23 protein-coding genes are annotated in these 23,983 nt (G+C 57.2%); 14 read left to right on the top strand and 9 right to left on the bottom strand.

Going from position 1 to position 23,983, the window contains the following annotated elements; genetic code table 11:
* Both menA and rraA read left to right on the top strand, forming a co-directional pair.
* A partial coding sequence (gene menA, locus FQK12_RS27760) for a 1,4-dihydroxy-2-naphthoate octaprenyltransferase (protein ID WP_261393147.1) occupies window positions 1–578 on the top strand: 578 nt, incomplete at its 5' end.
* A 92-nt stretch (window positions 579–670) separates the two neighbouring features.
* The gene (gene rraA, locus FQK12_RS22635) at window positions 671–1,156 is read left to right on the top strand and encodes a ribonuclease E activity regulator RraA (RefSeq protein WP_004127241.1); all 486 of its coding nucleotides are present in this window, start codon (window positions 671–673) and stop codon (window positions 1,154–1,156) included.
* A 59-nt stretch (window positions 1,157–1,215) separates the two neighbouring features.
* On the opposite strand, the gene pfkA is transcribed toward rraA, so the two are convergent.
* The 3 genes from pfkA to cpxP form a co-directional block, all read right to left on the bottom strand.
* Window positions 1,216–2,178: a 6-phosphofructokinase gene (gene pfkA / locus FQK12_RS22640; protein ID WP_004127238.1), complete on the bottom strand. Its 963-nt coding sequence runs from the start codon at window positions 2,176–2,178 to the stop codon at window positions 1,216–1,218.
* A gap of 202 nt (window positions 2,179–2,380) precedes the next feature.
* Entirely contained in the window at window positions 2,381–3,277 is an 897-nt protein-coding gene (fieF, locus tag FQK12_RS22645) for a CDF family cation-efflux transporter FieF (RefSeq protein WP_014227425.1), read from the bottom strand.
* Window positions 3,278–3,425: 148 nt separating this feature from the next.
* A complete protein-coding gene (cpxP, locus tag FQK12_RS22650) occupies window positions 3,426–3,929 on the bottom strand; it encodes a cell-envelope stress modulator CpxP (RefSeq protein ID WP_004855993.1) in 504 nt (167 codons plus the stop codon).
* 149 nt (window positions 3,930–4,078) lie between these two features.
* On the opposite strand from cpxP, the gene cpxR reads away from it, so the two are divergent.
* Both cpxR and cpxA read left to right on the top strand, forming a co-directional pair.
* Window positions 4,079–4,777, top strand: coding sequence for an envelope stress response regulator transcription factor CpxR (gene cpxR / locus FQK12_RS22655; RefSeq protein ID WP_014227424.1), 699 nt, complete (start codon window positions 4,079–4,081; stop codon window positions 4,775–4,777).
* Window positions 4,774–6,147 carry an envelope stress sensor histidine kinase CpxA gene (gene cpxA, locus FQK12_RS22660; RefSeq protein ID WP_004107505.1) on the top strand — a complete coding sequence of 458 codons (1,374 nt, stop codon included), beginning with the start codon at window positions 4,774–4,776 and terminating at the stop codon, window positions 6,145–6,147. The genes cpxR and cpxA overlap by 4 nt, the downstream gene beginning before the upstream one ends.
* Before the next feature lie 91 nt (window positions 6,148–6,238).
* Here the strand turns inward: cpxA and yiiM are convergent, their stop codons facing one another.
* Both yiiM and sodA read right to left on the bottom strand, forming a co-directional pair.
* Window positions 6,239–6,913, bottom strand: coding sequence for a 6-hydroxyaminopurine reductase (gene yiiM, locus FQK12_RS22665; protein WP_014227423.1), 675 nt, complete (start codon window positions 6,911–6,913; stop codon window positions 6,239–6,241).
* A 71-nt stretch (window positions 6,914–6,984) separates the two neighbouring features.
* Window positions 6,985–7,605: a superoxide dismutase [Mn] gene (gene sodA, locus FQK12_RS22670; RefSeq protein WP_004127220.1), complete on the bottom strand. Its 621-nt coding sequence runs from the start codon at window positions 7,603–7,605 to the stop codon at window positions 6,985–6,987.
* Window positions 7,606–7,896: 291 nt separating this feature from the next.
* Here sodA and rhaT point away from each other — a divergent pair, with 291 nt between their 5' ends.
* On the top strand, window positions 7,897–8,931 hold the full coding sequence (rhaT, locus tag FQK12_RS22675; RefSeq protein ID WP_004107493.1) for an L-rhamnose/proton symporter RhaT: 1,035 nt from the start codon (window positions 7,897–7,899) through the stop codon (window positions 8,929–8,931).
* A gap of 5 nt (window positions 8,932–8,936) precedes the next feature.
* On the opposite strand, the gene rhaR is transcribed toward rhaT, so the two are convergent.
* On the bottom strand, window positions 8,937–9,785 hold the full coding sequence (gene rhaR / locus FQK12_RS22680) for an HTH-type transcriptional activator RhaR (RefSeq protein ID WP_004127212.1): 849 nt from the start codon (window positions 9,783–9,785) through the stop codon (window positions 8,937–8,939).
* 73 nt (window positions 9,786–9,858) lie between these two features.
* Window positions 9,859–10,695: an HTH-type transcriptional activator RhaS gene (gene rhaS / locus FQK12_RS22685; RefSeq protein WP_014227422.1), complete on the bottom strand. Its 837-nt coding sequence runs from the start codon at window positions 10,693–10,695 to the stop codon at window positions 9,859–9,861.
* A gap of 311 nt (window positions 10,696–11,006) precedes the next feature.
* Here rhaS (FQK12_RS22685) and rhaB point away from each other — a divergent pair, with 311 nt between their 5' ends.
* The 9 genes from rhaB (at window position 11,007) to rhaM (ending at window position 21,000) form a co-directional block, all read left to right on the top strand.
* On the top strand, window positions 11,007–12,473 hold the full coding sequence (gene rhaB / locus FQK12_RS22695; RefSeq protein WP_014227421.1) for a rhamnulokinase: 1,467 nt from the start codon (window positions 11,007–11,009) through the stop codon (window positions 12,471–12,473).
* Entirely contained in the window at window positions 12,470–13,729 is a 1,260-nt protein-coding gene (gene rhaA, locus FQK12_RS22700; protein WP_014227420.1) for an L-rhamnose isomerase, read from the top strand. The genes rhaB and rhaA overlap by 4 nt, the downstream gene beginning before the upstream one ends.
* Before the next feature lie 137 nt (window positions 13,730–13,866).
* Window positions 13,867–14,697 (top strand): rhamnulose-1-phosphate aldolase, encoded by an 831-nt coding sequence (rhaD, locus tag FQK12_RS22705; protein ID WP_014227419.1) that lies wholly within the window; start codon window positions 13,867–13,869, stop codon window positions 14,695–14,697.
* An 81-nt stretch (window positions 14,698–14,778) separates the two neighbouring features.
* Window positions 14,779–15,765, top strand: a complete 987-nt coding sequence (gene rhaS, locus FQK12_RS22710; protein ID WP_004127197.1) for a rhamnose ABC transporter substrate-binding protein — start codon at window positions 14,779–14,781, stop codon at window positions 15,763–15,765.
* Between the two features lie 144 nt (window positions 15,766–15,909).
* Window positions 15,910–17,421: a sugar ABC transporter ATP-binding protein gene (locus FQK12_RS22715; protein WP_014227417.1), complete on the top strand. Its 1,512-nt coding sequence runs from the start codon at window positions 15,910–15,912 to the stop codon at window positions 17,419–17,421.
* On the top strand, window positions 17,421–18,425 hold the full coding sequence (locus FQK12_RS22720; RefSeq protein ID WP_014227416.1) for an ABC transporter permease: 1,005 nt from the start codon (window positions 17,421–17,423) through the stop codon (window positions 18,423–18,425). The genes FQK12_RS22715 and FQK12_RS22720 overlap by 1 nt, the downstream gene beginning before the upstream one ends.
* On the top strand, window positions 18,422–19,426 hold the full coding sequence (locus tag FQK12_RS22725; RefSeq protein WP_014227415.1) for an ABC transporter permease: 1,005 nt from the start codon (window positions 18,422–18,424) through the stop codon (window positions 19,424–19,426). Before FQK12_RS22720 ends, FQK12_RS22725 begins: the two co-directional genes overlap by 4 nt.
* Window positions 19,427–19,540: 114 nt before the next feature.
* Window positions 19,541–20,689, top strand: coding sequence for a lactaldehyde reductase (fucO, locus tag FQK12_RS22730; protein ID WP_014227414.1), 1,149 nt, complete (start codon window positions 19,541–19,543; stop codon window positions 20,687–20,689).
* Entirely contained in the window at window positions 20,686–21,000 is a 315-nt protein-coding gene (rhaM, locus tag FQK12_RS22735) for an L-rhamnose mutarotase (protein ID WP_014227413.1), read from the top strand. The genes fucO and rhaM overlap by 4 nt, the downstream gene beginning before the upstream one ends.
* A gap of 47 nt (window positions 21,001–21,047) precedes the next feature.
* Here the strand turns inward: rhaM and FQK12_RS22740 are convergent, their stop codons facing one another.
* Entirely contained in the window at window positions 21,048–22,427 is a 1,380-nt protein-coding gene (locus FQK12_RS22740) for a carbohydrate porin (protein ID WP_038422909.1), read from the bottom strand.
* Window positions 22,428–22,584: 157 nt separating this feature from the next.
* The gene (locus tag FQK12_RS22745; RefSeq protein ID WP_014227411.1) at window positions 22,585–23,946 is read right to left on the bottom strand and encodes a NosD domain-containing protein; all 1,362 of its coding nucleotides are present in this window, start codon (window positions 23,944–23,946) and stop codon (window positions 22,585–22,587) included.
* Between the last annotated feature and the right edge of the window lie 37 nt (window positions 23,947–23,983).

The raw sequence follows: 23,983 nt of genomic DNA on the forward strand, positions 1-23,983 counted from the left end.
CCTGGCAGACCATGGCCGATTTTATCGGTTTTATGGTGCTTGGCGGGCTATCGATCGTGGCCGCCATTACCTACACCGTCGGCACTCGTCCTTACGGCTACATCGGCCTTGGCGATATCTCCGTGCTGGTGTTCTTCGGCTGGCTTAGCGTCGTCGGGAGCTGGTACCTCCAGGCGCACAGCGTTGAAGCGGTTATTTTCTTACCCGCCACCGCCTGCGGCCTGCTGGCAACGGCGGTGCTGAATATTAACAACCTGCGTGATATCGACAGCGATCGTGAAAACGGTAAAAACACCCTCGCCGTGCGCCTGGGGCCGGTTAACGCTCGCCGCTACCACGCCTGCCTGCTGTTTGGCGCGCCGCTGTGCCTGGCGCTGTTTAACCTTCTCTCGCTGCATAATCCGTGGGGTTGGCTGTTCCTGCTGGCAACGCCGCTGCTGGTCAAACAGGCGCGTTATGTGATGCGCGAACGCGACCCTGTCGCCATGCGTCCAATGCTCGAAAGAACGGTTAAAGGGGCGCTGCTGACCAACCTGCTGTTTGTTATCGGAATTATTTGCAGCCGGCTTGTGGGTTAACTGACAAATATCAATTAACAATTGATGATTTTGCCAACAGTACGATTCACGCGATATACTGAAAATTCTCGCAGCAACTGAACGTTAAGCCTATGAAATACGATACTTCCGAGCTTTGTGACATCTACCAGGAGGATGTCAACGTCGTGGAACCTCTGTTCTCCAACTTTGGGGGGCGCTCGTCGTTTGGTGGACAAATCATCACGGTAAAATGTTTCGAGGATAACGGGTTGCTCTACGATATGCTCGAACAGAACGGCCGTGGCCATGTCCTGTTGGTTGACGGCGGTGGTTCCGTTCGACGCGCATTGATTGACGCTGACCTGGCGCGTCTGGCAGTACAAAACGAGTGGGAAGGGCTGGTCGTCTATGGCGCGGTGCGTCAGGTTGACGATCTGGAAGAGCTGGATATCGGCATCCAGGCGCTGGCGGCTATCCCCGTCGGGGCCGCAGGTGAAGGTATCGGCGAAAGCGACGTGCGCGTCAACTTCGGCGGCGTCACCTTCTTTTCCGGCGACCATCTCTACGCCGATAATACCGGGATTATCCTCTCCGAGGATGCCCTGGATATCGAGTAGCGTCCCGCCCATAAAAAAGGCCTTCTCTCTGAGAAGGCCTTTTTATTTCCGCCGGAGGCTTAGTACAGCTTCTTAGCGCAATCCAGCCAGTCGCTTTTGAACGGACGCTTCATGTTTTCGATAGCGTCGATAATGTCGTGGTGAACCAGCTTCTCGTTCTGAATACCAACGCAGCGGCCGCCGAAGCCCTGCAGCAGCAGGTCAATCGCGTACGCGCCCATGCGGGATGCCAGAATACGGTCATAAGGAACCGGAGAGCCGCCGCGCTGAATGTGGCCCAGTACGGTGGCACGCGTTTCACGGCCGGTCTCTTTCTCGATGTAGTGAGCCAGCTCGTCGACGTCGCACATATGCTCGGTGATCGCCACAATCGCGTGTTTTTTGCCTTTCGCGATACCCGCCTTAATTTCTGAAACCAGGTCGTCGCGCGTGTATTCAACCTCAGGCACCATGATGAACTCACAGCCGCCGGAGATAGCTGCCGCCAGGGTCAGATCGCCGCAGTAGCGGCCCATTACTTCAACAACGGAAATACGCTGGTGGGAGGAAGAGGTGTCACGCAGGCGGTCAATGGCCTCTACCACGGTGCTCAATGCGGTAAAGAAGCCAATGGTATAGTCGGTGCCTTTAATATCGTTGTCGATGGTGCCCGGCAGACCGATGCAAGGGAAGCCCATCTCAGTCAGACGCACGGCGCCCATATAGGAACCGTCACCACCGATAACCACCAGCGCATCCAGGCCGCGCTTTCTCATATTTTCAATCGCGACGGCGCGAATATGTTCTTCGCGGAATTCTGGAAAACGCGCCGACCCCAGGAAGGTGCCGCCGCGGTTGATCATGTCGGAAACGCTGTAGCGGTCGAGCTGAACCATACGATCTTCATACAGGCCGAGGTAACCGTCATAGATTCCAAAAACTTCCAGACCTTCCGTTAATGCCGCACGCACAACGCCACGAATTGCTGCGTTCATGCCCGGGGCATCACCGCCACTTGTCAACACACCGATTTTCTTAATCATGACTACCTCTGAACTTAGGAAGCAAAAAATAATCCTGTTGCCTGAAGCGCCCCTCACGAGGAGTGCACAACGATAATTGCAATAGTATATCAAACGCTTCTGGCTGAATTGATTCAGGTCAGACCAAATGGCGGTAATTTATACAAAAAATGCCGATCCGCCCCACACTTTTACATCGAGTTTACAGACTATAACCTAAAGATCATAAAACACCCTGCCGCCCTAACGGCACCACAGAGCAGGGGTCCTGGTGGATAATGACATCGGACCCGGGAAAACGGAGCAACAGCGCCTGCTCCACCTGGTCGGCAATCACGTGTGCCTGAACCAGCGGGAGGTTATCTTCCATTTCCAAATGAATCTGAATAAAGCGAGTCGGCCCTGACTGCCGCGTTCGTAGATCGTGCGCCCCGCTGACGCCTGGCCACGCGGTCACGATATTGATAATTTCCTGGCGTTCCTCATCAGGAAGCGCACGGTCTAACAACGACTGAACGGCGTCATAAGCCATGCGCAGCGCACTATATAAAATATAGACGCCTATACCTAATGCAAACAGCGCATCAGCACGGTGCCAGCCGTACCAGGAGAGGGCCAGCGCCACCAGAATTGCGCCGTTCATCATAACATCAGACTGATAATGAAGCATATCCGCCCGTACCGCCTGACTTTGTGTTTTTCTTACGACCCAGCGCTGGAACGTGACCAGCAGCAGCGTGCTGACCAGCGCAATCAGCGTCACCACCATCCCTACGCCCGCCGCATTCATCGGCTCAGGACGAACGAGATGATCAATACCGGTCAAGAACAGAAACAGCGCCGAGCCGGAGACAAACATACTTTGCGCCAGCGCGGCCAACGATTCCGCTTTACCATGGCCAAAGGTATGTTCTTCATCGGCAGGCTGCAGCGAATAACGCACCACCAGCAGGTTGGTCAACGAGGCGGCGATATCCACCAGTGAATCAACCAGCGCCGCCAGAATACTCACAGACCCGGTATACCACCATGCAAAAATCTTGATCAAAAGTAACGCAGAGGCCATCACCGTCGCCGCAATCGCCGCGCGGCTCACCAGCTGCCCATAAGATTGATTCATAAACGCTCCTTACTTCGCGATGCGCTTAGTATAACCCGATCTTTTACCGGGACGGGGAGCCAGGAGGGCGCTGAATAACGGGCAAAAAAACCCCCACATCATGTGGGGGAAGACAGGGATGGTGTCTATGGCAAGGAAAACAGGGTTGTTACTGGGGTTGCAGGGTATTGCTACTACTCGAAAGCATCATCGCTGAGCCTTTTTGCATCCGTGCAACCTCACGCAACTGATCCATTCGTTGCTGGTGCTTAGCGTTTAAAACCGCTTGCTGCTCTGGCGTTAGCAGGTGATACATCTGGTTGCGAACTTTTGCCATTTCAACCTGGCGGGCAACCTGTTCCTGCGCCATCTTATCTGCCTGAGCGCGTACAGCGTTTTCATCAAAATTTTCTGCGGTGACAAGGCGATGCATTGTCTCCATTTCGCTAACATTAACGGGTGGCCTGTCGTGGCGTGCCCGCTGCATAAGATCTCGTAACTGTTGCCGTTGGTGTTCAGTTAAACTTATGCCGTCAAACATATGGCTCTGGCTGCTGCGCTGGACCCCTTCGTCTCCGGGAAGCCAGTTAACGCTGGTGACGACTTCAGCGGCTTGGCTATATGCACTTAGCGCCAGCGTTGAGGCCATGACGGCAGCGATAACATTGCGCATCACATACTCCCAAAACGTTTGTGTCGCGATTCAACGAGAGAGAGTTTACGATGCAGGCTGCAAACATGCGTCAGGGGGTGTAAAACAACGTAAAGTCATGGATTAGCGAGCCTTGATGACGTAATTTCTGCCTCGGAGGTATTTAAACAATGAATAAAATCCTGTTAGTAGATGATGACCGGGAGCTCACCTCCCTGTTAAAAGAGCTGCTCGATATGGAAGGTTTTAATGTGCTCGTCGCCCATGATGGGGAACAGGCGCTGGCCCTTCTGGACGACAGCATCGATTTACTTTTGCTTGATGTGATGATGCCGAAGAAAAACGGTATCGACACGCTCAAAGAGTTGCGTCAGACATACCAGACCCCGGTTATCATGCTAACGGCCCGCGGGAGCGAGCTGGATCGCGTTCTCGGCCTCGAGCTGGGCGCGGACGATTATTTGCCTAAGCCGTTCAACGATCGTGAGCTGGTGGCGCGTATACGCGCGATTCTGCGCCGGTCGCACTGGAGCGAGCAGCAGCAGACAACCGAAGCCGGTTCACCGACGCTGGAAGTGGATGCGCTAAGCCTTAACCCCGGCCGCCAGGAAGCCAGCTTCGATGGTCTGACCCTGGAGCTGACCGGCACCGAGTTCACCCTGCTCTATCTTCTGGCGCAGCATCTTGGCCAGGTGGTATCGCGTGAGCATCTTAGCCAGGAAGTGCTGGGTAAACGCCTGACGCCATTCGATCGCGCGATCGATATGCACATCTCCAACCTGCGGCGCAAGCTGCCGGAGCGCAAAGACGGCCATCCGTGGTTTAAAACCCTGCGCGGACGCGGCTATCTGATGGTATCGGCTTCATGATTGGAAGTTTAACCGCACGCATCTTCGCTATTTTCTGGCTCACGCTGGCGCTGGTGTTGATGCTGGTTCTGATGCTGCCTAAGCTGGACTCGCGCCAGATGACCGAGCTGCTGGAGAGCGAGCAACGTCAGGGCATCATGATTGAACAGCACGTCGAGGCCGAACTGGCGAACGATCCGCCAAACGACCTGATGTGGTGGCGTCGTCTGTTTCGCGCCATCGATAAGTGGGCTCCGCCGGGCCAGCGTTTGCTGCTGGTCACCAGCGAAGGTCGCGTTATCGGTGCCGAACGCAACGAAATGCAGATTATCCGCAACTTTATCGGCCAAGCGGATAACGCCGACCATCCGCAGAAAAAGCGCTATGGTCGTCTGGAAATGGTCGGGCCTTTTTCCGTCAGGGATGGAGAAGATAACTACCAGCTCTATCTGATTCGTCCTGCCAATACGTCACAATCAGACTTCATCAATCTGCTGTTCGACCGGCCGCTACTGCTGCTGATCGTCACGATGTTAGTCAGCGCCCCGCTGCTGCTATGGCTGGCGTGGAGCCTGGCGAAACCCGCGCGTAAGCTCAAAAATGCCGCCGATGAAGTCGCCCAGGGCAACCTGCGTCAGCATCCGGAACTGGAAGCCGGTCCGCAGGAGTTTTTAGCCGCCGGGACCAGTTTTAACCAGATGGTGACCGCGCTGGAGCGCATGATGTCCAGCCAGCATCGTCTGCTGTCCGATATCTCGCACGAACTGCGCACGCCGCTGACCCGCCTGCAGTTAGGCACCGCATTGCTGCGCCGCCGCAGCGGGGAAAGCAAAGAGCTGGAGCGGATTGAGATGGAAGCGCACCGGCTGGATAGCATGATCAACGACCTGCTGGTGATGTCGCGCAATCAGGCGAAAACCGCGCTGGTGAGCGAAACGGTGAAAGCCAACCAGCTGTGGGGCGAGGTGCTGGATAACGCCGCCTTTGAAGCCGAACAGATGGGGAAATCGTTCACCGTCGAGTATCCGCCGGGGCCGTGGCCTCTGTACGGTAACCCCAATGCGCTGGAAAGCGCGCTGGAGAATATCGTGCGTAACGCGCTGCGCTACTCGCATACTAAAATTTCGGTAAGCTTCTCAGTGGATAAAGACGGCATCACGGTGAACGTCGATGATGACGGCCCGGGCGTGAGTCCGGAGGATCGCGAGCAGATTTTCCGCCCGTTCTACCGTACCGATGAGGCGCGCGACCGCGAGTCTGGCGGTACCGGCCTGGGGCTGGCGATTGTCGAGGCGGCGATTCAACAGCATCGCGGTTGGGTGAAGGCCGACGACAGCCCGCTGGGCGGCCTGCGCTTAACCCTCTGGCTGCCGCTGTACAAGCGCACCTGATCTTCCCGGCCTGGCTTCACCGGGCCGGGTTCAAAACGGGTAGCCCGGGTAAGGCGCAACGCGCCGCCATCCGGGAACGCGCACGGAAGCGCTATTTCCCCCACAATCTCCGCGAATTATTTTCGATCTTCCCGCTCAGGCGCCGTTTCTGCATGGTACGGCTCCAGCTTACCGACAGCCCCGCCGCGGAGAGCAGACGGTGGTACTGCTCATCATCAAACGGCATCTGCCAGGCGATGGCGCCCGCTTCGTGAACGCTCACGTCGCTGAGCCGGGAAACCAGCGCCAGCGGCGCATCGCTGGACACCTGCCCGCCCGCCACCACCCGATACAGCCAGCCGGTTTTGCCGCTGTTTTGCATAAGCTGCGCCATATCGCTGACGGCAAAGTGATAGTTGAGCTTGAAGCATGGCGATCGCGGCTGGGTGACCTGAATCAGCGCCTCTCCCCAGCGGAAGATATCGCCAATGTAGACGTTTTTTTCGGTCAGCCCTTCGGTCGAGAGATTTTCGCCAAACGCCGGGGCGCAGAAAAGATCCGCCTGCTGCGGAAGCTCACGGGCCCAGTGGGCGTAGTGTTCACGGGGATAGTGGCACAGCGCGCGGTCCGGCCCGCCGTGAATTTTCTTCTCCGCCTGCTCATCGCCCTCCAGCCCCAAATCGCCAAGGGTCAGTTCACCATCGACCTGAATTTTACCGATGGCGCTTGGACGGCTGCCGTCATAATCCCTTACCTTGCCCACAAAGACATTCACCGGATAGTGCATCGCTGCTCCTTTGCTGCGGATATAAAAAAAGCGAGTCATCAGACTCGCTTCTCGCTCAGCACAATGCAACCTTATTTTTTGGCGGCAAAACGCGCTGCGGCTTCGTCCCAGTTCACCACGTCCCAGAACGCTTTGATGTAGTCCGGGCGGCGGTTCTGGAATTTCAGGTAGTAAGCGTGTTCCCACACGTCCAGGCCGATAATCGGGAAGCCGGAAGCGCCGGAGATCGCTTCGCCCATCAGCGGGGAGTCCTGGTTAGCGGTAGAAACCACCGCCAGCTTGTCGCCTTTCAGCACCAGCCACGCCCAGCCGGAGCCGAAACGGGTCGCCGCCGCTTTTTCAAATTCCGCTTTGAAGTTGTCAACGGAACCGAAATCACGCTCGATAGCCGCTTTCAGGTCGCCCTGCAGGGTGGTACCGGTTTTCAGGCCTTTCCAGAACAGGCTGTGGTTAGCGTGGCCGCCTGCGTTGTTACGCAACACGGTTTTTTTGTCTGCCGGCAGCTGATCCAGTTTGGTAATCAGCTCTTCTGCGGACAGGCTCGCGAATTCAGGCAGGCTTTCCAGCGCTGCGTTAGCGTTATTTACGTAGGTCTGGTGGTGTTTAGTGTGATGGATTTCCATCGTCTGCTTGTCAAAATGCGGTTCCAGGGCGTCATAAGCGTACGGCAGGGCAGGCAGTGTATAACTCATAATCATCTCCATTATTGTCGAGCGGCGGAAAGTGTTAATGCCGCGTAAGCAGTTGGTTCATTATAGTTAATTAAATGATATTGAAAACGCTTATCAATGCCGTATTTTTAATAAGGTTATAACAACGGGTAATAGATGTCGTTTTGTGATACAGAACAACTAATTAAGTTTTTGGTTGCCAGGTTCAGGCTTCGGGTGGCAACAGCTTAAAGGCGGAAAAACTGACCGATTTTTACACTCATCGGGTCGGAAGAAGATTTATCCGATAAAAAATAGATGAGGATAAAATCAATGAATCACGCGATTACGATGGGTATTTTTTGGCATTTGATAGGTGCGGCCAGTGCAGCCTGTTTCTATGCCCCGTTCAAGAAAGTTAAACATTGGTCCTGGGAAACCATGTGGTCTATCGGCGGTATTGTCTCCTGGCTGATCCTCCCCTGGGCCATCAGCGCCATGCTGCTGCCCGATTTCTGGGCCTATTACGGCTCTTTTAACGCCTCCACTCTGCTGCCCGTTTTCCTGTTCGGCGCCATGTGGGGTATCGGTAATATCAACTACGGCCTGACGATGCGTTACCTGGGGATGTCGATGGGGATCGGCATCGCCATTGGTATCACGCTGATTGTCGGCACGTTAATGACGCCGATTCTTAACGGTCAGTTTGATGTTCTCATTAACACTAAAGGCGGCCAGATGACGCTGCTCGGCGTGCTGGTCGCGGTGATTGGCGTGGGTATCGTCACCCGCGCAGGCCAGCTGAAAGAGCGCAAAATGGGCATCAAAGCCGAAGACTTCAACCTGAAAAAGGGGCTGCTGCTGGCGGTGATGTGCGGCATCTTCTCGGCCGGTATGTCGTTCGCCATGAACGCCGCCAAGCCGATGCATGAAGCCGCCGCCGCGCTCGGCGTTGATCCGCTCTACACCGCGCTGCCAAGCTATGTGGTGATCATGGGCGGCGGCGCGCTGGTCAACCTCGGCTTCTGCTTTATCCGTCTGGCAAAAGTAAAAAACCTGTCGATAAAAGCCGACTTCTCGCTGGCAAAACCGCTCATCATCAGCAATATCCTGCTTTCGGCGTTAGGCGGCCTGATGTGGTATCTGCAGTTCTTTTTCTACGCCTGGGGCCACGCCAGCATTCCGGCGCAGTACGACTACATGAGCTGGATGCTGCATATGAGCTTCTACGTGCTGTGCGGCGGCCTGGTGGGTCTGATACTGAAAGAGTGGAACAACGCCGGTCGTCGTCCGGTGGGCGTCCTCAGCCTCGGCTGCGTGGTAATTATTATCGCCGCCAATATCGTTGGTCTGGGAATGGCGAACTAGCGTCGTCAGGCGGCGGTGCGACTGCGCTGCCGCCACTGCCCCGGCGTCATGCCTATCTCGCGGTTAAACACCACCGAAAAGTAGTTGCTGTCTTCAAACCCGCACTGCATCGCCACTTCGCCAATCAGCCGTTCGGTATGCTGCAGCAGATACTGCGCGTGACAGATGCGCAGCTGGCGCAGGTAGTGGTTGATGGTCATCCCCGTCTGCTGACGAAACTGCTGGCGCAGCGCGCGTTCGCTGCACCCTTCGCGCTCGCAAAAACGGTCAAGAAAGAAAGGACGATTGAGGCTGCCCGCCAGCTCGGTGAGCAGCTTATCGAGCAGCGCTTCGCTTTGGGTCGCCGCCAGATTATCGGTGGCGTAGCGATAGCGCTGAAGTATAAGCGCCAGCTGCGCAAACAGCAGTTCGGCCATATTATTGGCCTGCGCATCGCTGCGGCTGCTTTCATGCTCCAGCTGGGTAATCACCTGCCTGACCTGGGCCATGCCGCTGCTGCCAATCCGCCAGTGCGGAACCCACGGGGTGCCAAACAGGCCGGGAATGTGCGCCGCCCAGTCAAAGTTAAGCCGCAGCCGGTCCGGGCAATAAATGACGTTTTGCAGGACGAGATCGTTCACCGAGGCGTAGGAGTGTTTATCTTCCGCGCGGATATAGAACAGATCGCCGCGGGTAATGCGCCACGGGCGATCGTTCAGGACGTGCAGGCCGTTACCCCGCCACACCAGCACCAGTTCGCAGAACTCATGGGTGTGCTCGGCGAAGACGTTTTGCGGATAGCGATCCGCCACCGCCACCGCCTGAGCGGGAGAGGCAAAAAATTCATCTTTGCGAAGAATCAGCTGACCTGCCACGACATCAACTCCGGACGTGAATAACGTTTCATTATTCGCGTTTATGTCTGTCAAAACGTTGACTGCTCTCCCGTTACTGAAGAATGGCGTCGCGCCCCTGGCGAATATCGCGCGGAGACCAGTCAAATTCGCGGCGGAAAAGCGTCGAAAAGTGGTTACTGTCGCCGAATCCGCAGCGATAGGCGATATCGGTCACGCTATCATCGCTATGGCGCAGCAGATGGCGCGCTTTCATCAACCGCACCCGATTCAGATAGCGCTGCGGCGTCAGCCCGGTTTGCTGTTTTAACTGACGATGCAGGGTTCGCAAGGAGAGCGAAAAGCGCGCCGCCACCTCTTCCCAGCAGATATCTTCGGCAAAATGGTCTTCCAGCCAGGCCATCAAATGGTTGAGCCGCGCGTCGTTGTTGGCGGCCCCTTCGGCGAGGCTGCTTTTACGCAGGTGCACCAGCAGCTGCATAAATAAAATCTCGCGGCTGGCGATGGCGTGCATATCCGCATCCGCGCCAACGTTCTCCATCTGCTCCACAATCTGGCGCACCTGCTGCAACGCATTCTGATTCACCCGCCAGTGCGAGAGGTAGTTCCCTTCCTGCTCCTGCGGCAACAGCGCGTTCAGGCCGGACAAAAAGCGAAACGCGTCCGGCGCGCGATAGAGCACGTTAGTCAGGCATAAATTATCCGTGTGCTCGTAGAGATGGCGATCGTGATCGCGAATAAAGCAGACCGAGCCGCCGCTGATGGTGTAGGGCTGGCCGTTGAAAACGTGAATCCCGGTGCCGTGCTCCACAATAACAATCTCATGAAAATCATGGTGATGCTCAGGAAAAGCGGATTGCGGGAGCCGCGGCTCAATGGCGACAGCTGAAACGCCGGACTTAAAGAAATCCACACTGTGCAACATAGTCATAGCCGCTCCTCGAGATGAGAAAAGTTATCAATCAGTGGAGCAAATAGTAATTAAGGGTCGGCGATCCGGCCTTCAATTTTTGACCGCAAAATTCGTAAAGCCTGCCGCTTTTTCAAGAAATGACGGGAAAGATCGGGAACTGCGGACAACATCACATCCCTCACCCCAGCGCGGAGAAAACGAAACTGTGACCTCCCTCACGGTCACCTTTGCTTTCTTGCCAGAGGCCAATTTTCCCTGTCAGTAACAAGAAGGTGAGCCCGACGCGACTTTTTTAGACTGTATGCAATGATTTTCACAAGGATCTTCCCATGAGTTTTCGTCATTGTGTCGCCGTCGATTTAGGCGCCTCCAGCGGGCGGGTGATGCTCGCCGGTTATCAGCCCGGCCAGCAAACGCTGGCGCTGCGTGAAATTCACCGTTTTACCAATAGCCTGCAAAAGGTGGATGGCTTCGACTGCTGGGATCTCGATAGCCTGGAAGGGGAAATTCGCCGCGGTCTGGAGAAGGTCTGCGAACAGGGCATCCTGATCGACAGCATCGGCATCGATACCTGGGGCGTGGATTATGTCCTGCTGGATAAAGCGGGTCAGCGCGTCGGCCTGCCGGTTTCCTATCGCGACTCCCGCACCCAGGGCCTGATGCGCCATGCCGAAGAGCAGCTGGGCCGGGCGGAGATCTATCGCCGCAGCGGTATTCAGTTTCTGCCGTTTAATACCCTTTATCAGCTGCGCGCGCTGGTTGAACAGCAGCCGGAGCTGGTCAGCCAGGCCGCGCACGCGCTGCTGATCCCGGACTACTTTAGCTTCCGCCTGACCGGTAACATGAACTGGGAATACACCAACGCCACTACCACGCAGCTGGTCAACATCAACAGCGATAGCTGGGACGAAGATCTGCTGAACTGGAGCGGCGCGCCGCGCGAATGGTTCGGAACGCCGACCCATCCCGGCAACGTTATTGGCCACTGGATTTGCCCGCAGGGCAATAACATCCCGGTGGTCGCCGTCGCCAGCCACGATACCGCCAGCGCGGTTATCGCCTCGCCGCTGGCCAGCAAAAACGCCGCGTATCTCTCTTCCGGCACCTGGTCGCTGATGGGCTTTGAAAGCAAAACCCCCTGCACCAGCGATGCGGCGCTAAGGGCCAATATCACCAACGAAGGCGGTGCCGAAGGCCGCTATCGGGTGCTGAAAAATATTATGGGCCTGTGGCTGCTGCAGCGGGTGCTCAAGGAGCAAAACGTCGGCGACCTGCCAGCGCTGATCGCGCGTACCGCTGCGCTTCCGGCCTGCCGCTTCGTCATCGACTGCAACGATGACCGCTTTATCAACCCGGACAACATGAGCGCGGAAATCCAGGCCGCCTGCCGCGAAGCCGGGCAGCCGGTTCCCGATACCGACGCCGAGCTGGCGCGCTGTATTTTTGACAGCCTGGCGCTGCTCTATGCCCGGGTGCTCAACGAGCTGGCGGCGCTGCGCGGTCAGCCGTTCAGCCAGCTGCATATTGTCGGCGGCGGCTGCCAGAACGAACTGCTCAACCAGCTGTGCGCCGACGCCTGCGGCATCACCGTGGTCGCCGGCCCGATTGAGGCCTCCACCCTGGGCAATATCGGCATTCAGCTGATGACCCTGGACGAGCTGCACAACGTCGATGAATTCCGTCAGGTGGTGCGGCAAAACTACGCCCTCACCACCTTTACCCCCAATCCTGAAAGTGAAATTGCCCGCTTCGTCGCGCAGTTTCAGCCACAACAGACCAAGGAGCTTTGCGCATGACCACTCAACTTGAACAAGCCTGGGAAATTGCCAAACAGCGCTACGCCAGCGTCGGCGTGGACGTCGAGGAGGCCTTGCGCCAGCTGGATCGCCTGCCCGTTTCCATGCATTGCTGGCAGGGCGATGACGTCGTCGGTTTCGAAAACCCGGAAGGAAGCCTGACCGGCGGTATTCAGGCCACCGGCAACTACCCGGGTAAAGCGCGTAACGCCAGCGAGCTGCGCGCCGACCTTGAGCAGGCGCTGAGCCTGATCCCCGGGCCAAAACGCCTGAACCTGCACGCGCTCTATCTCGAATCCGACGCGCCGGTGCCGCGCAATGAAATTAAGCCGGAGCACTTTAAAAACTGGGTTGAGTGGGCGAAAGCCAACAAGCTGGGGCTCGATTTTAACCCCTCCTGCTTCTCGCATCCGCTAAGCGCTGACGGCTTTACGCTGTCGCACGCCAACGATGAAATCCGCCAGTTCTGGATCGATCACTGCAAGGCCAGCCGCCGTATTTCCGCTTACTTCGGCGAGCAGCTGGGCACGCCGTCGGTAATGAATATCTGGATCCCGGACGGCATGAAGGATATTACCGTTGACCGCTTCGCGCCGCGCCAGCGCCTGCTGAACGCGCTCGATGAAGTGATCAGCGAAAAGCTGGACCCGGCGCACCACATTGATGCCGTCGAGAGCAAACTGTTCGGTATCGGCGCGGAAAGCTACACCGTCGGCTCCAATGAGTTCTATATGGGCTACGCCACCAGCCGCCAGACCGCCCTGTGCCTGGATGCCGGCCACTTCCACCCGACGGAGGTCATCTCCGACAAAATCTCCGCCGCCATGCTCTATATCCCGCGTCTGCTGCTGCACGTCAGCCGTCCGGTACGCTGGGACAGCGACCACGTGGTGCTGCTGGATGACGAAACCCAGGCCATCGCCAGCGAAATCATCCGTCACGATCTGTTCGACCGCGTGCATATCGGTCTCGATTTCTTCGACGCTTCGATTAACCGCATCGCGGCGTGGGTGATTGGCACGCGCAATATGAAGAAAGCGCTGCTGCGCGCCCTGCTGGAACCGACCGGGCAGCTGCGTCAGCTGGAAGTCGACGGCGACTACACCGCCCGCCTGGCGCTGCTGGAAGAGCAGAAGTGCCTGCCGTGGCAGGCCATCTGGGAGATGTACTGTCAGCGTCACGATACGCCGGCAGGCAGCCAGTGGCTGGATAACGTACGCGCTTATGAGAATGCGGTTCTGAGCCAGCGCGGGTAAAGCCCGGACGTTCCCCGGGTCGCGGCCGGGCTACAAACCGGTAGCCCGGATAAGCCGTTTACGGCGCAATCCGGGGGCTCGCACATATTCAGGGCGAGGGGCCAACCCCGCGCCGAATCAACAGGAAAGACAAGACTATGCAGACCATTATCGACGCCTGGTTCGTCCAGGGCATGATTAAAGCCACTTCTGACGCCTGGCTGAAAGGCTGGGACGAGCGCAACGGCGGCAACCTGACGCTGCGCCTCGACGAAGCGGATATCGAACCCTACGCGGCGGATTTCCACGCTAAACCGCGCTATATCGCCCTGAGCCAGCCGATGCCGACGCTGGCTAACCAGCCGTTTATCGTCACCGGTTCCGGTAAATTCTTCCGTAACGTCCAGCTCGACCCGGCGGCGAACCTCGGGGTGGTGAAAGTCGACAGCGACGGCGCGGGATACCATATTCTTTGGGGCCTGACCAACGATGCGGTGCCAACATCCGAGCTGCCGGCGCACTTCCTGTCGCACAGCGAGCGCATCCGGCTGACCAACGGTAAAGACCGGGTGATCATGCACTGCCACGCCACCAATCTGATCGCCCTGACCTACGTGCTGGAGAACAGCAGCGATCTGTTTACCCGCAAGCTGTGGGAAGGGAGTACCGAATGCCTGGTGGTCTTCCCGGACGGCGTCGGGATCCTGCCGTGGATGGTGCCGGGCACCGACGAAATCGGCCAGGCCACCGCCGAGGCGATGCAGAAACATTCGCTGGTGCTGTGGCCGTTCCACGGCGTTTTCGGCAGCGGCCCTAATCTGGACGAAACTTTCGGCCTGATCGATACCGCTGAGAAATCCGCCGAGGTGCTGGTGAAAGTTTACTCAATGGGCGGGATGAAACAAACCATCACCCGCGAAGAGCTGGTCGCCCTTGGCAAACGCTTCAACGTTCAACCCCTGCAGTCCGCGTTAGACCTTTATCCATAACAACATCGCGCCCCGCTCACCGAGACGGGGCGAAAAAATCACCTGCAAACCCTACAAACTAACTCATGTGGAGTAAAAGCAATGAAAACAAACACAAGCTTGATCCTCACCGTTGCCATCCTGGCGTTGTCCGGTTCCGCTTTAGCCGAAGTCAAAATCGCCCTCGTGGCGAAATCATTGGGAAATGGATTCTTCGAAGCAGCGAACGTCGGCGCGCAGGAAGCGGCCAAAGAGTTAGGCGATGTCAAAGTGATCTATACCGGCCCGACCACCACCACCGCCGAAGCGCAGATCGAAGTGCTGAATGGTTTGATCGCCCAGGGGGTGGATGCGATCGCCATTTCCGCTAACGATCCCGACGCCGTGGTGCCGGTACTGAAAAAAGCGATGCAGCGCGGCATTAAGGTGGTCTCCTGGGACTCCGGCGTCGCGCCGGCGGGCCGCCAGATCCATCTTAACCCGTCCAATAACGCGCTGATTGGCGAAACCAACGTTAAGCTCGCCGCCGATGCGCTGAAGGCGCTGAACGTGGAAAAAGGCGATGTGGCGATTTTAAGCGCCACCCCAACCTCCACCAACCAGAACATCTGGATTGAGGAGATGAAAAAGGTGCTGCCGCAGTATCCGTCCGTCAATCTGGTGACCGTCGCCTACGGTGACGATCTGTCGGATAAAAGCTATCGCGAAGCGGTGGGCCTGCTGAAGTCATACCCTGACCTGAAAGTGATTGTTTCGCCTTCGTCGGTGGGGATCGTGGCCGCCGCGCAGGCGGTGAAAGATCAGGGCAAAATCGGCAAGGTCTACGTCACCGGGCTGGGGCTGCCGTCGGAAATGGCGGGGGCGATTAAGTCCGGCGCCAGCAAAAGCTTCGCCATCTGGAACCCGATTGACCTTGGCTACGCCGCCACGTATCTGGCCGACGATTTAGTCAAAGGCACGGCGACCAAAACCGAAGCCAATATGGGCAAGCTGGGCAAAGTGAAGCTGGACGCCGACGGTAGCGGCGCGATGGCCGAACCGTTCGTCTACGATGCGAGCAACATCGATAAGTTCTCGAAAATTTTCTAACCCTGTTTCCTCACTCCGGCCCTCTTCCAAAAAGAGAGGGAGAAAGTCAGGCCCTCTGCGCACTGCTGCCAGCGAGCACTGAACGGTTCCTTCGCCCCTTTGGGGAGAGGGTTAGGGTGAGGGGTGATTTTACGGAGAACTATCATGTCAGCATCCACCCCACTGCTGTCGCTAAAGGGCATCACCAAGATTTTTCCCGGTGTGCGCGCTCTTGAAAACGTACAGCTCGATCTCTGGCCCGGCAAAGTGACCGCTTTAATCGGCGAAAACGGCGCGGGGAAATCGACGCTGGTCAAAGTGATGACCGGTATTTATCAGCCCGAAGAGGGCGAGATTCTCTATAAAGCGATCCCTATCCAACTACCGAATCCGGAGTCGGCGCATAAGGTCGGGATCACCGCGATTCATCAGGAAACCGTGCTGTTCGACGAACTCTCGGTCACCGAAAATATCTTCGTCGGCCAGTATCTGCATCGCGGCCTGCTGAAGAAGCTCGACTGGCCCGCCATGCACCGCAAAGCCAGCGAAATTCTCACCCGCCTCGAGGTACAGATTGACCCGCGCGCGACGCTGAAAACCCTCAGTATCGCCCAGCGCCATATGGTCGCCATCGCCCGGGCGCTCTCCTTTGAAGCTCAGGTGGTAATCCTCGATGAGCCGACCGCCGCGCTCTCGCAGCATGAAATTCTGGAGTTCTATCAGATCGTTGAGCGCCTGAAGCAGGACGGCAAAGCGATCCTGTTTATCTCGCATAAGTTCGATGAGATTTTCGAGCTGGCGGACTACTACACCATTCTGCGCGACGGCGTGTACGTCAGCTCCGGTGCGATCAACGACATCACCGAAGAGCGGATGGTGGCGATGATGGTGGGCCGCGCGATTACCCAAACCTACCCGAAAGTCGATTGTATCCCAGGGGAAACGGTGCTGGAGGTGAAAGACCTCTGCCACCCCACCGAGTTCGCCCATATCAGCTTCAGCCTGCGCAAAGGGGAGATTCTTGGCTTTTACGGGCTGGTGGGCGCCGGGCGCACCGAGCTGATGCAGGCGCTCTCCGGAGTCTCGCATCCCTCTTCCGGCGATATCGTGCTGAAGGGGAAACCGATGCGCTTTCGCCAGCCGGCCGACGCGATCGGCGCCGGTATCGTCTGCGTGCCGGAAGAGCGGCAGAAGCAGGGAGCAATTATCGCCCTGCCGATCGCCCAGAACATCAGCCTGCCGCAGCTCAGCAAACTGAACCCCGGCGGCGTGCTTAACGACGCCCGCGAATGGCGGCTGGCGGACGAGTACGCCTCGCGCCTGCAGGTTAAGGCCTTTAGCTGGCGGCAGGCGGTGGAAACCCTTTCCGGCGGCAATCAGCAAAAAGTGGTGATCGGCAAATGGCTGGCGACCCATCCCGAGGTGATTATCCTCGACGAACCGACTAAAGGCATCGATATCGGCTCCAAAGCGGCGGTGCACCAGTTTATGTCCGAGCTGGTCAGCCAGGGGCTGGCGGTCATTATGGTCTCTTCGGAGCTGCCGGAAGTGATGGGCATGGCCGACCGGATTATCGTGATGCACGAAGGGCTGATGGTGGCCGAGTATCGCGCCGGTGAAGCGACGGCGGAAACCATCGTCAGCGCCGCCAGCGGCGCCGGTCGGGAGGCAGCGTAATGGGTAAACAACTGCTTAAACACCGCGAAGCGCTGCTGGCGGCGGTGATCGTTTTGCTGATCGGCGCTATCGGCAGCCGGGCGCCGTCGTTCGTCTCGCCGGGCAATCTGGTGGAGATGTTTAACGACACCGCCATTCTGATCGTCCTCGCCCTCGGCCAGATGATGGTGCTGCTCACCAAAGGCATCGATCTGTCGATGGCCGCCAATCTGGCGCTGACCGGGATGATCGTCGCGCTGCTCAACGCCCACTATCCGGGTATCCCGGTGGCGGCGCTGCTGGCGCTGGCGACCCTGCTTGGCCTGCTGATGGGGATGATTAACGGCCTGCTGGTCTGGCGGCTCGGCATTCCGGCCATCGTGGTCACGCTGGGCACCATGAGTATTTATCGCGGGATTATCTTTCTGCTTTCCAACGGCGGCTGGGTCAACTCACACCAGATGAGCGCCGATTTTCTCGGCCTGCCGCGCGCCTCGCTGCTGGGGCTGCCGCTGCTGAGCTGGTGCGCCATCGCCGCGCTGCTGCTGGTGGGCTATTTCCTCCGCTACAGCCGCACCGGCCGGGCCTTGTACACCGCGGGCGGCAACGCGACGGCGGCGTACTACACCGGGATTAACGCCGGGAAAATGCAGTTTGTCAGCTTCTGCCTCTCCGGCGCGCTGGCCGGGTTCTGCGGCTATCTGTGGATCTCGCGCTTCGCCGTCGCCTATGTCGATGTCGCCAACGGTTTTGAACTGCAGGTGGTCGCCGCCTGCGTCATCGGCGGCATCAGCACCATGGGCGGAACCGGTCGCGTGCTCGGCTGCCTGTGCGGCGCGCTGTTCCTCGGCGTTATCAATAACGCGCTGCCGGTGATTGGCATTTCGCCGTTCTGGCAAATGGCCATTTCCGGCGCGGTGATCGTCATTGCGGTGCTGCTTAACGAACGCGGTAATAAAGGTGGCGGGCGGTTAATCCTGCGCAACGCGGCGCTGGCGCGGCAGAAACAGGCGGTGAAATCATGAGCAAAATAATGATGTCTGAAGAGATGAAAAGCGCCCCGGCCGCGCCGTCGCCGCTGCGCCGCTTGCTGTGCTGGGAAGGGTTTCTGCTGGCGGTAACCCTGGCGGTATTCGTGGTTAACGCCCTGGCGTCACCCTGGTTCCTTAATATCTGGAACCTGTCGGACGCCACGTTTAACTTTACGGAAAAAGCGATCATCGTGCTGCCGATGGCGATGCTGATTATCGCCAGAGAGATCGACCTTTCGGTAGCCTCGACGATGGCGCTGAGCTCAACGGCGATGGGCTTCTGCGCGGCGGCGGGTATGGATACGCCGCTGCTGGTGGCCGTCGGGCTGGGCGTGGGGCTGCTGTGCGGCCTGTTCAACGGTATCCTGGTGACGCGCTTTAACCTGTCGTCGATTGTGATCACCATCGGCACCATGAGCCTGTATCGCGGAATAACCTACATTCTGCTGGGCGACAAGGCGCTCAATCACTACCCGGACAGCTTCGCCTGGTTCGGCCAGGGCTACGTGTGGGGAGCGCTCTCTTTTGAGTTCGCGCTGTTTATCCTCCTCGCCGCCGCCTTTACCTTCCTGCTGCATAAAACCAACTTTGGCCGCCGGACCTACGCCATCGGCAATAACCCGACCGGAGCCTGGTTCTCCGGGATCAACGTCAAGCGCCACAATCTGGTGCTGTTCGCGCTGGTCGGGCTGATGGCCGGGCTGGCGGCGGTCCTGCTGACCTCGAGGCTCGGCAGCACCCGCCCGACGCTGGCGATGGGCTGGGAGCTGGCGGTCGTCACGATGGCGGTGCTCGGCGGCGTCAATATTCTCGGCGGCTCCGGCAGCATGGTGGGGGTGATTATCGCCGCCTTCCTGATGGGGCTGGTGACGTTTGGCCTGAGCCTGCTCAACGTGCCGGGGATCGTGATGTCGATCATCATCGGCGCGATGCTGATCGTGGTGATCTCGCTGCCGATTATTACCCGGCGGATGATGCAGCGAAGACGAATTTAATTTCCCCTTCCCCCTAATCTGACCGGTACGTGTAGCCCGGGTAAGGCGCCAGCCGCGACCCGGGGGCGGGTGAAGGGAAACGGATTACCCAAATCAACATTAAGGAGAATTATCATGAGTTTTATGTTGGCACTGCCCAAAATCAGCCTCCATGGCGCGGGCGCAATCGGCGATATGGTCAAGCTGGTGGCGGGTAAACGCTGGGGCAAAGCGCTGATCGTCACCGACGGCCAGCTGGTGAAGCTGGGGCTGCTCGACAGCCTGTTTACCGCCCTGGATGAACAGCAGATGTCTTACCATCTGTTTGACGAGGTGTTCCCTAACCCAACGGAAGCGCTGGTGCAAAAAGGCTACGCGGAGTATCGGGAGGCCGGATGTGATTACCTTATCGCCTTCGGCGGCGGCAGCCCGATTGATACCGCCAAAGCGATAAAAATCCTCACCGCCAACCCGGGGCCATCGACCGCCTATTCCGGCGTCGGCAAAGTGAAAAACGCCGGCGTGCCGCTGGTGGCCATCAACACGACCGCCGGCACCGCGGCGGAGATGACCAGCAACGCGGTTATTATCGACGCCGAGCGCCAGGTAAAAGAGGTGATTATCGACCCCAATATCATTCCCGATATCGCCGTCGATGACGCCAGCGTGATGCTGGATATCCCGCCGTCCATTACCGCCGCCACCGGCATGGACGCGCTGACCCACGCCATTGAAGCCTTTGTTTCCGTTGGCGCGCACCCGCTGACCGATGCCAATGCCCTGGAAGCGATTCGCCTGATCAACCAATGGCTGCCGCAAGCCGTGGACGACGGACACAATCTTGAAGCCCGCGAGCAGATGGCGTTTGGCCAGTATCTGGCGGGCATGGCGTTTAACAGCGCCGGTCTTGGCCTGGTGCATGCGCTGGCTCATCAGCCGGGCGCTACCCACAACCTGCCGCACGGCGTGTGCAACGCCATCCTGCTGCCGATCATCGAAAACTTTAATCGCCCGAACGCGGTTGCCCGCTTCGCGCGCGTGGCGCAGGCGATGGGCGTCGATACTCGCGGTATGAGCGATGAAGCGGCCAGCATGGAGGCCATCAACGCCATCCGCGCGCTAAGCAAACGCGTCGGCATTCCGCAAGGCTTCAGCCAGCTTGGCGTCAGCAAAGCCGATATTGAAGGCTGGCTGGATAAAGCGCTGGCCGACCCGTGCGCACCGTGCAATCCGCGCACCGCCAGCCGCGATGAAGTCCGCGAACTCTATCTGGAGGCATTATGATCCGCAAAGCTTTCGTGATGCAGGTAAACCCGGACGCGCATGAAGAGTATCAGCGCCGTCATAACCCCATCTGGCCGGAACTGGAAGCGGTGCTGAAAGCCCACGGCGCGCACCACTACGCGATTTATCTCGATAAAGAGCGCCATCTGCTGTTCGCCACGGTGGAGATTGAATCCGAAGCGCGCTGGGACGCCGTCGCCGGGACCGAGGTGTGCCAGCGCTGGTGGCAGCATATGCGCGATGTGATGCCTGCCAATCCGGACAACAGTCCGGTAAGCGCGGAGCTTAAAGAGGTGTTTTATCTGGAGTAAAACTATGGCTGCCCCGTTGTGCTGAGCGGGGCAGCCGTTTCAAGCGCTTAGAAGAAGTACTTAAAGCGCACCCGCGCGCCGTAGCGATCGTCATCATCCCCCAGGCTCAGCTTCTCGTCGCTGTCGAGAATGGAGTAATAGGCGCCGAGATAGATATTAAAGTTCTGCATATTCATCACGTTCGGAATTTGATACGACGCGTGGAAGGTATGAATATTGTAGGTGCCTTCATCCTTAATCCAGCAGTCGTTCTCGCAAATCACCCCGGCATAATCGCTGATTTTGTTATGCGCGTAGATATATCCCAGCTCGAAGCGCCGCCACAGCGCGTTCACCCCGGCGGTAAAATCCTGTTCGTTGCTGGCGTCCATATAAGCGGTATTCAGATTCATCACCACCCCGTCCTCCGGGTCGCGCTTCAGGCCGTTCCAGGTCATGGTCAGGCCATAGCCGGTGCGCCCCGACTGATCGATAAAGTTGCCCTGGGCATCTTTATAGCCGTAGGCGTTCTGCACCACGTTCGCTTCCATGGCCGCGGCAACGGAAAATTCGTCTTTCGCCCATGACACCACCGGACGCAAATAGGCGACGTTCTTTTTCTGCTCCATATCGCGACCATGGTAGCCATCGTTGTCGTACAGCGACGTACCGTCTTCCAGCAGGGTGTTGAGCTCAAAATACCAGTTATCAAGCTGCTTGCTCAGCAGGAAGTTGCCGCCTGCGTCAGAGCGGCCGCGACCCTCTTTCATCATATAGATATAGCCATGGCCGTCGCTGTAGAGGTCGTTGGCGGTATTACCGGAGTGCTCGACGAAGGTGTCCTGATTCAGCGGGAACATGTCGTACGCTTCAAAGCGCCCCACTTTCACCTTCCAGTCGTTCTCCTGACCAAAGAAGAATACCGCGTCGTCGAGGTTCATCGAGCCGGTCATATCCGCCAGCGGCTGGACAGAGAAACCGGCAAAATAGCCGTTATCCGTTTTGCGGATACCGTCGAAGCCGAGCAGGATACGGCCGTTTAAATCCCACTTATCGTAGGTGGGATCGCTGCCGACATCGGCGTTGGTCATCGCCAGCAGGCCGTGTTTGCTTTCCGCGTCCATGTTGAACTCCACGTCGCCGTAGATTTTCAGATCGCCATAGCCGGATAATTTCAGCTCCGGGACGCTAAGATTCTTTTTACTCTCCGCGGTTGCCGCCGCGCTGTTTACCGGCACACGGGTTTGCGCCGCCTGAATCGCGGCATTCTGCTTCGCCTGTAAATCCCGCACCTGGCCTTCCGCTACCGTCGCCCGGCTTTCCGCGGCGGCAAGCCGCGCTTCAAGCTGTTCCATTCGTTGTTCCAGCGTCAGTTGATTATTTTTCCCGACCGCCGATCCCGTTATTAAACACAAGCCTAGCGCTATTGATAATGTTGTTTTATTCATTTTTATTTTCCCAGAGGTAAAAGGTGGGATAAGGTGAATAAAAATATTCACCTTTTATATTTTGATTTTTATTTAGCAGAAGAATGAATGAAATAACGTGTAATCTGCCTCCTTAAATAACGTCATTCGCTATACAGATTAACAAACAGAGTGAATATTAATTTCCAGCAACCGGTGTCGCCCTGAAGGCATTACGCGCTCGGTCTATGACCACCTGTGCGTCACTGCCGCTATCAAGTATCGTGTTTTGCGCGGATTCTTTTTCTACCTGCACGGCGACCGCATCGAGTTCTTTTAACCTGGCCGTCGTCAGCAAAGCGCTGACCTGCGCCGCAAAGCAGGCATCCTCTTCGGAGGGCTGCGCCTGCGCCGCTGACGTCTCCGTGGTCGCCACGATATGGTTATTCGCAATATAATTCCCTTTGCCGGAAACAAGGCGGATGATGACCGGTTTTATTCCCTGCGGCTTGAGATACTGGACATCAATCGTTTCGGAAATATGATTGGCAATAACCGAATTATTACTGCCGTTTATATGCAGCAAGCCATAGGCATCATCCAGGCCGTTGTCATAGGCCTGCATCGGCGGCCAGGGTTCACGATCGCGCAAGAAATGGTTTGCCGAGATCAGATTCTCCGCACAGTTGTTCTCGAGAACGAGCATTCCCGGATAAAATGAATGGAATCGATTGCTGGTGATGCTAGAGCGGACCACGCCCGATAAGTGAACGCTGCTTGCGCCGCGCGGGAAGATATTGTTGGTAGAAATTAATAGCCCACCAAAATTTTCGGCATAAATAGAATAGCCTTTATAGCCCGCGCCAATCAGGTTATCGGTTATTTTTGAAGCCTGCCCGGCGCCACGCAGCTCGATACAGTTACCGCATTCGGCGATAAAGTTATTATGGATCGCCATTGCATCGCTATTGTACGCGGTGAGGCCATGCTCCAGATAGATAAATCCCATCCCGGTAATGCGGAAAGCATCCTGCGCGCTGGCGATATAAATCCCGGTTTTGCCGTTCGTATAGCTATTTTCCGGGTCGTTGTTTCCCAGCCCATCATCAACAAAGTGCAAACCATCAATACAGAAGTTTTCGAACGCCACCGAACTGATACGCGGCGCCCCGCTGCGTTTCACGTAAAATGCAGCGCCAGCGTGTTCTTCATCGCCGGGCTGCGGGCAGAGATCGACCAGAATACGGCTCCCGCCCGGCCATATATCGTGCAAATTCGCCCACTCGTCCGCCGGCGTATTAAAGCGAATGCTCGAGGAGACAAAACCATGCCCGGAACCCATAATTTTTAAATAACTGATATCAATTAAGACCTGCGTCTTCAGATGATAATCGCCGGGCGGAATATAAATCGCGGCGCCCGGTTTACCCCCGTCGTTAATATCGATTTCCGTTTGTCGCGATTTAATATCGGCGAGAATACTGTTAATGACTTCGCCAATATCCTCATACGGATTGCCAACGTGCCACTGCGTAACATCATAATAATTTTTACGTACCATGAAAAACCGCCTCTAATGATAATAAGAAATCGAACAT

Source organism: Klebsiella sp. ME-303 (assembly GCF_007910085.1).
Taxonomy (GTDB): Bacteria; Pseudomonadota; Gammaproteobacteria; order Enterobacterales; family Enterobacteriaceae; genus Klebsiella; species Klebsiella michiganensis.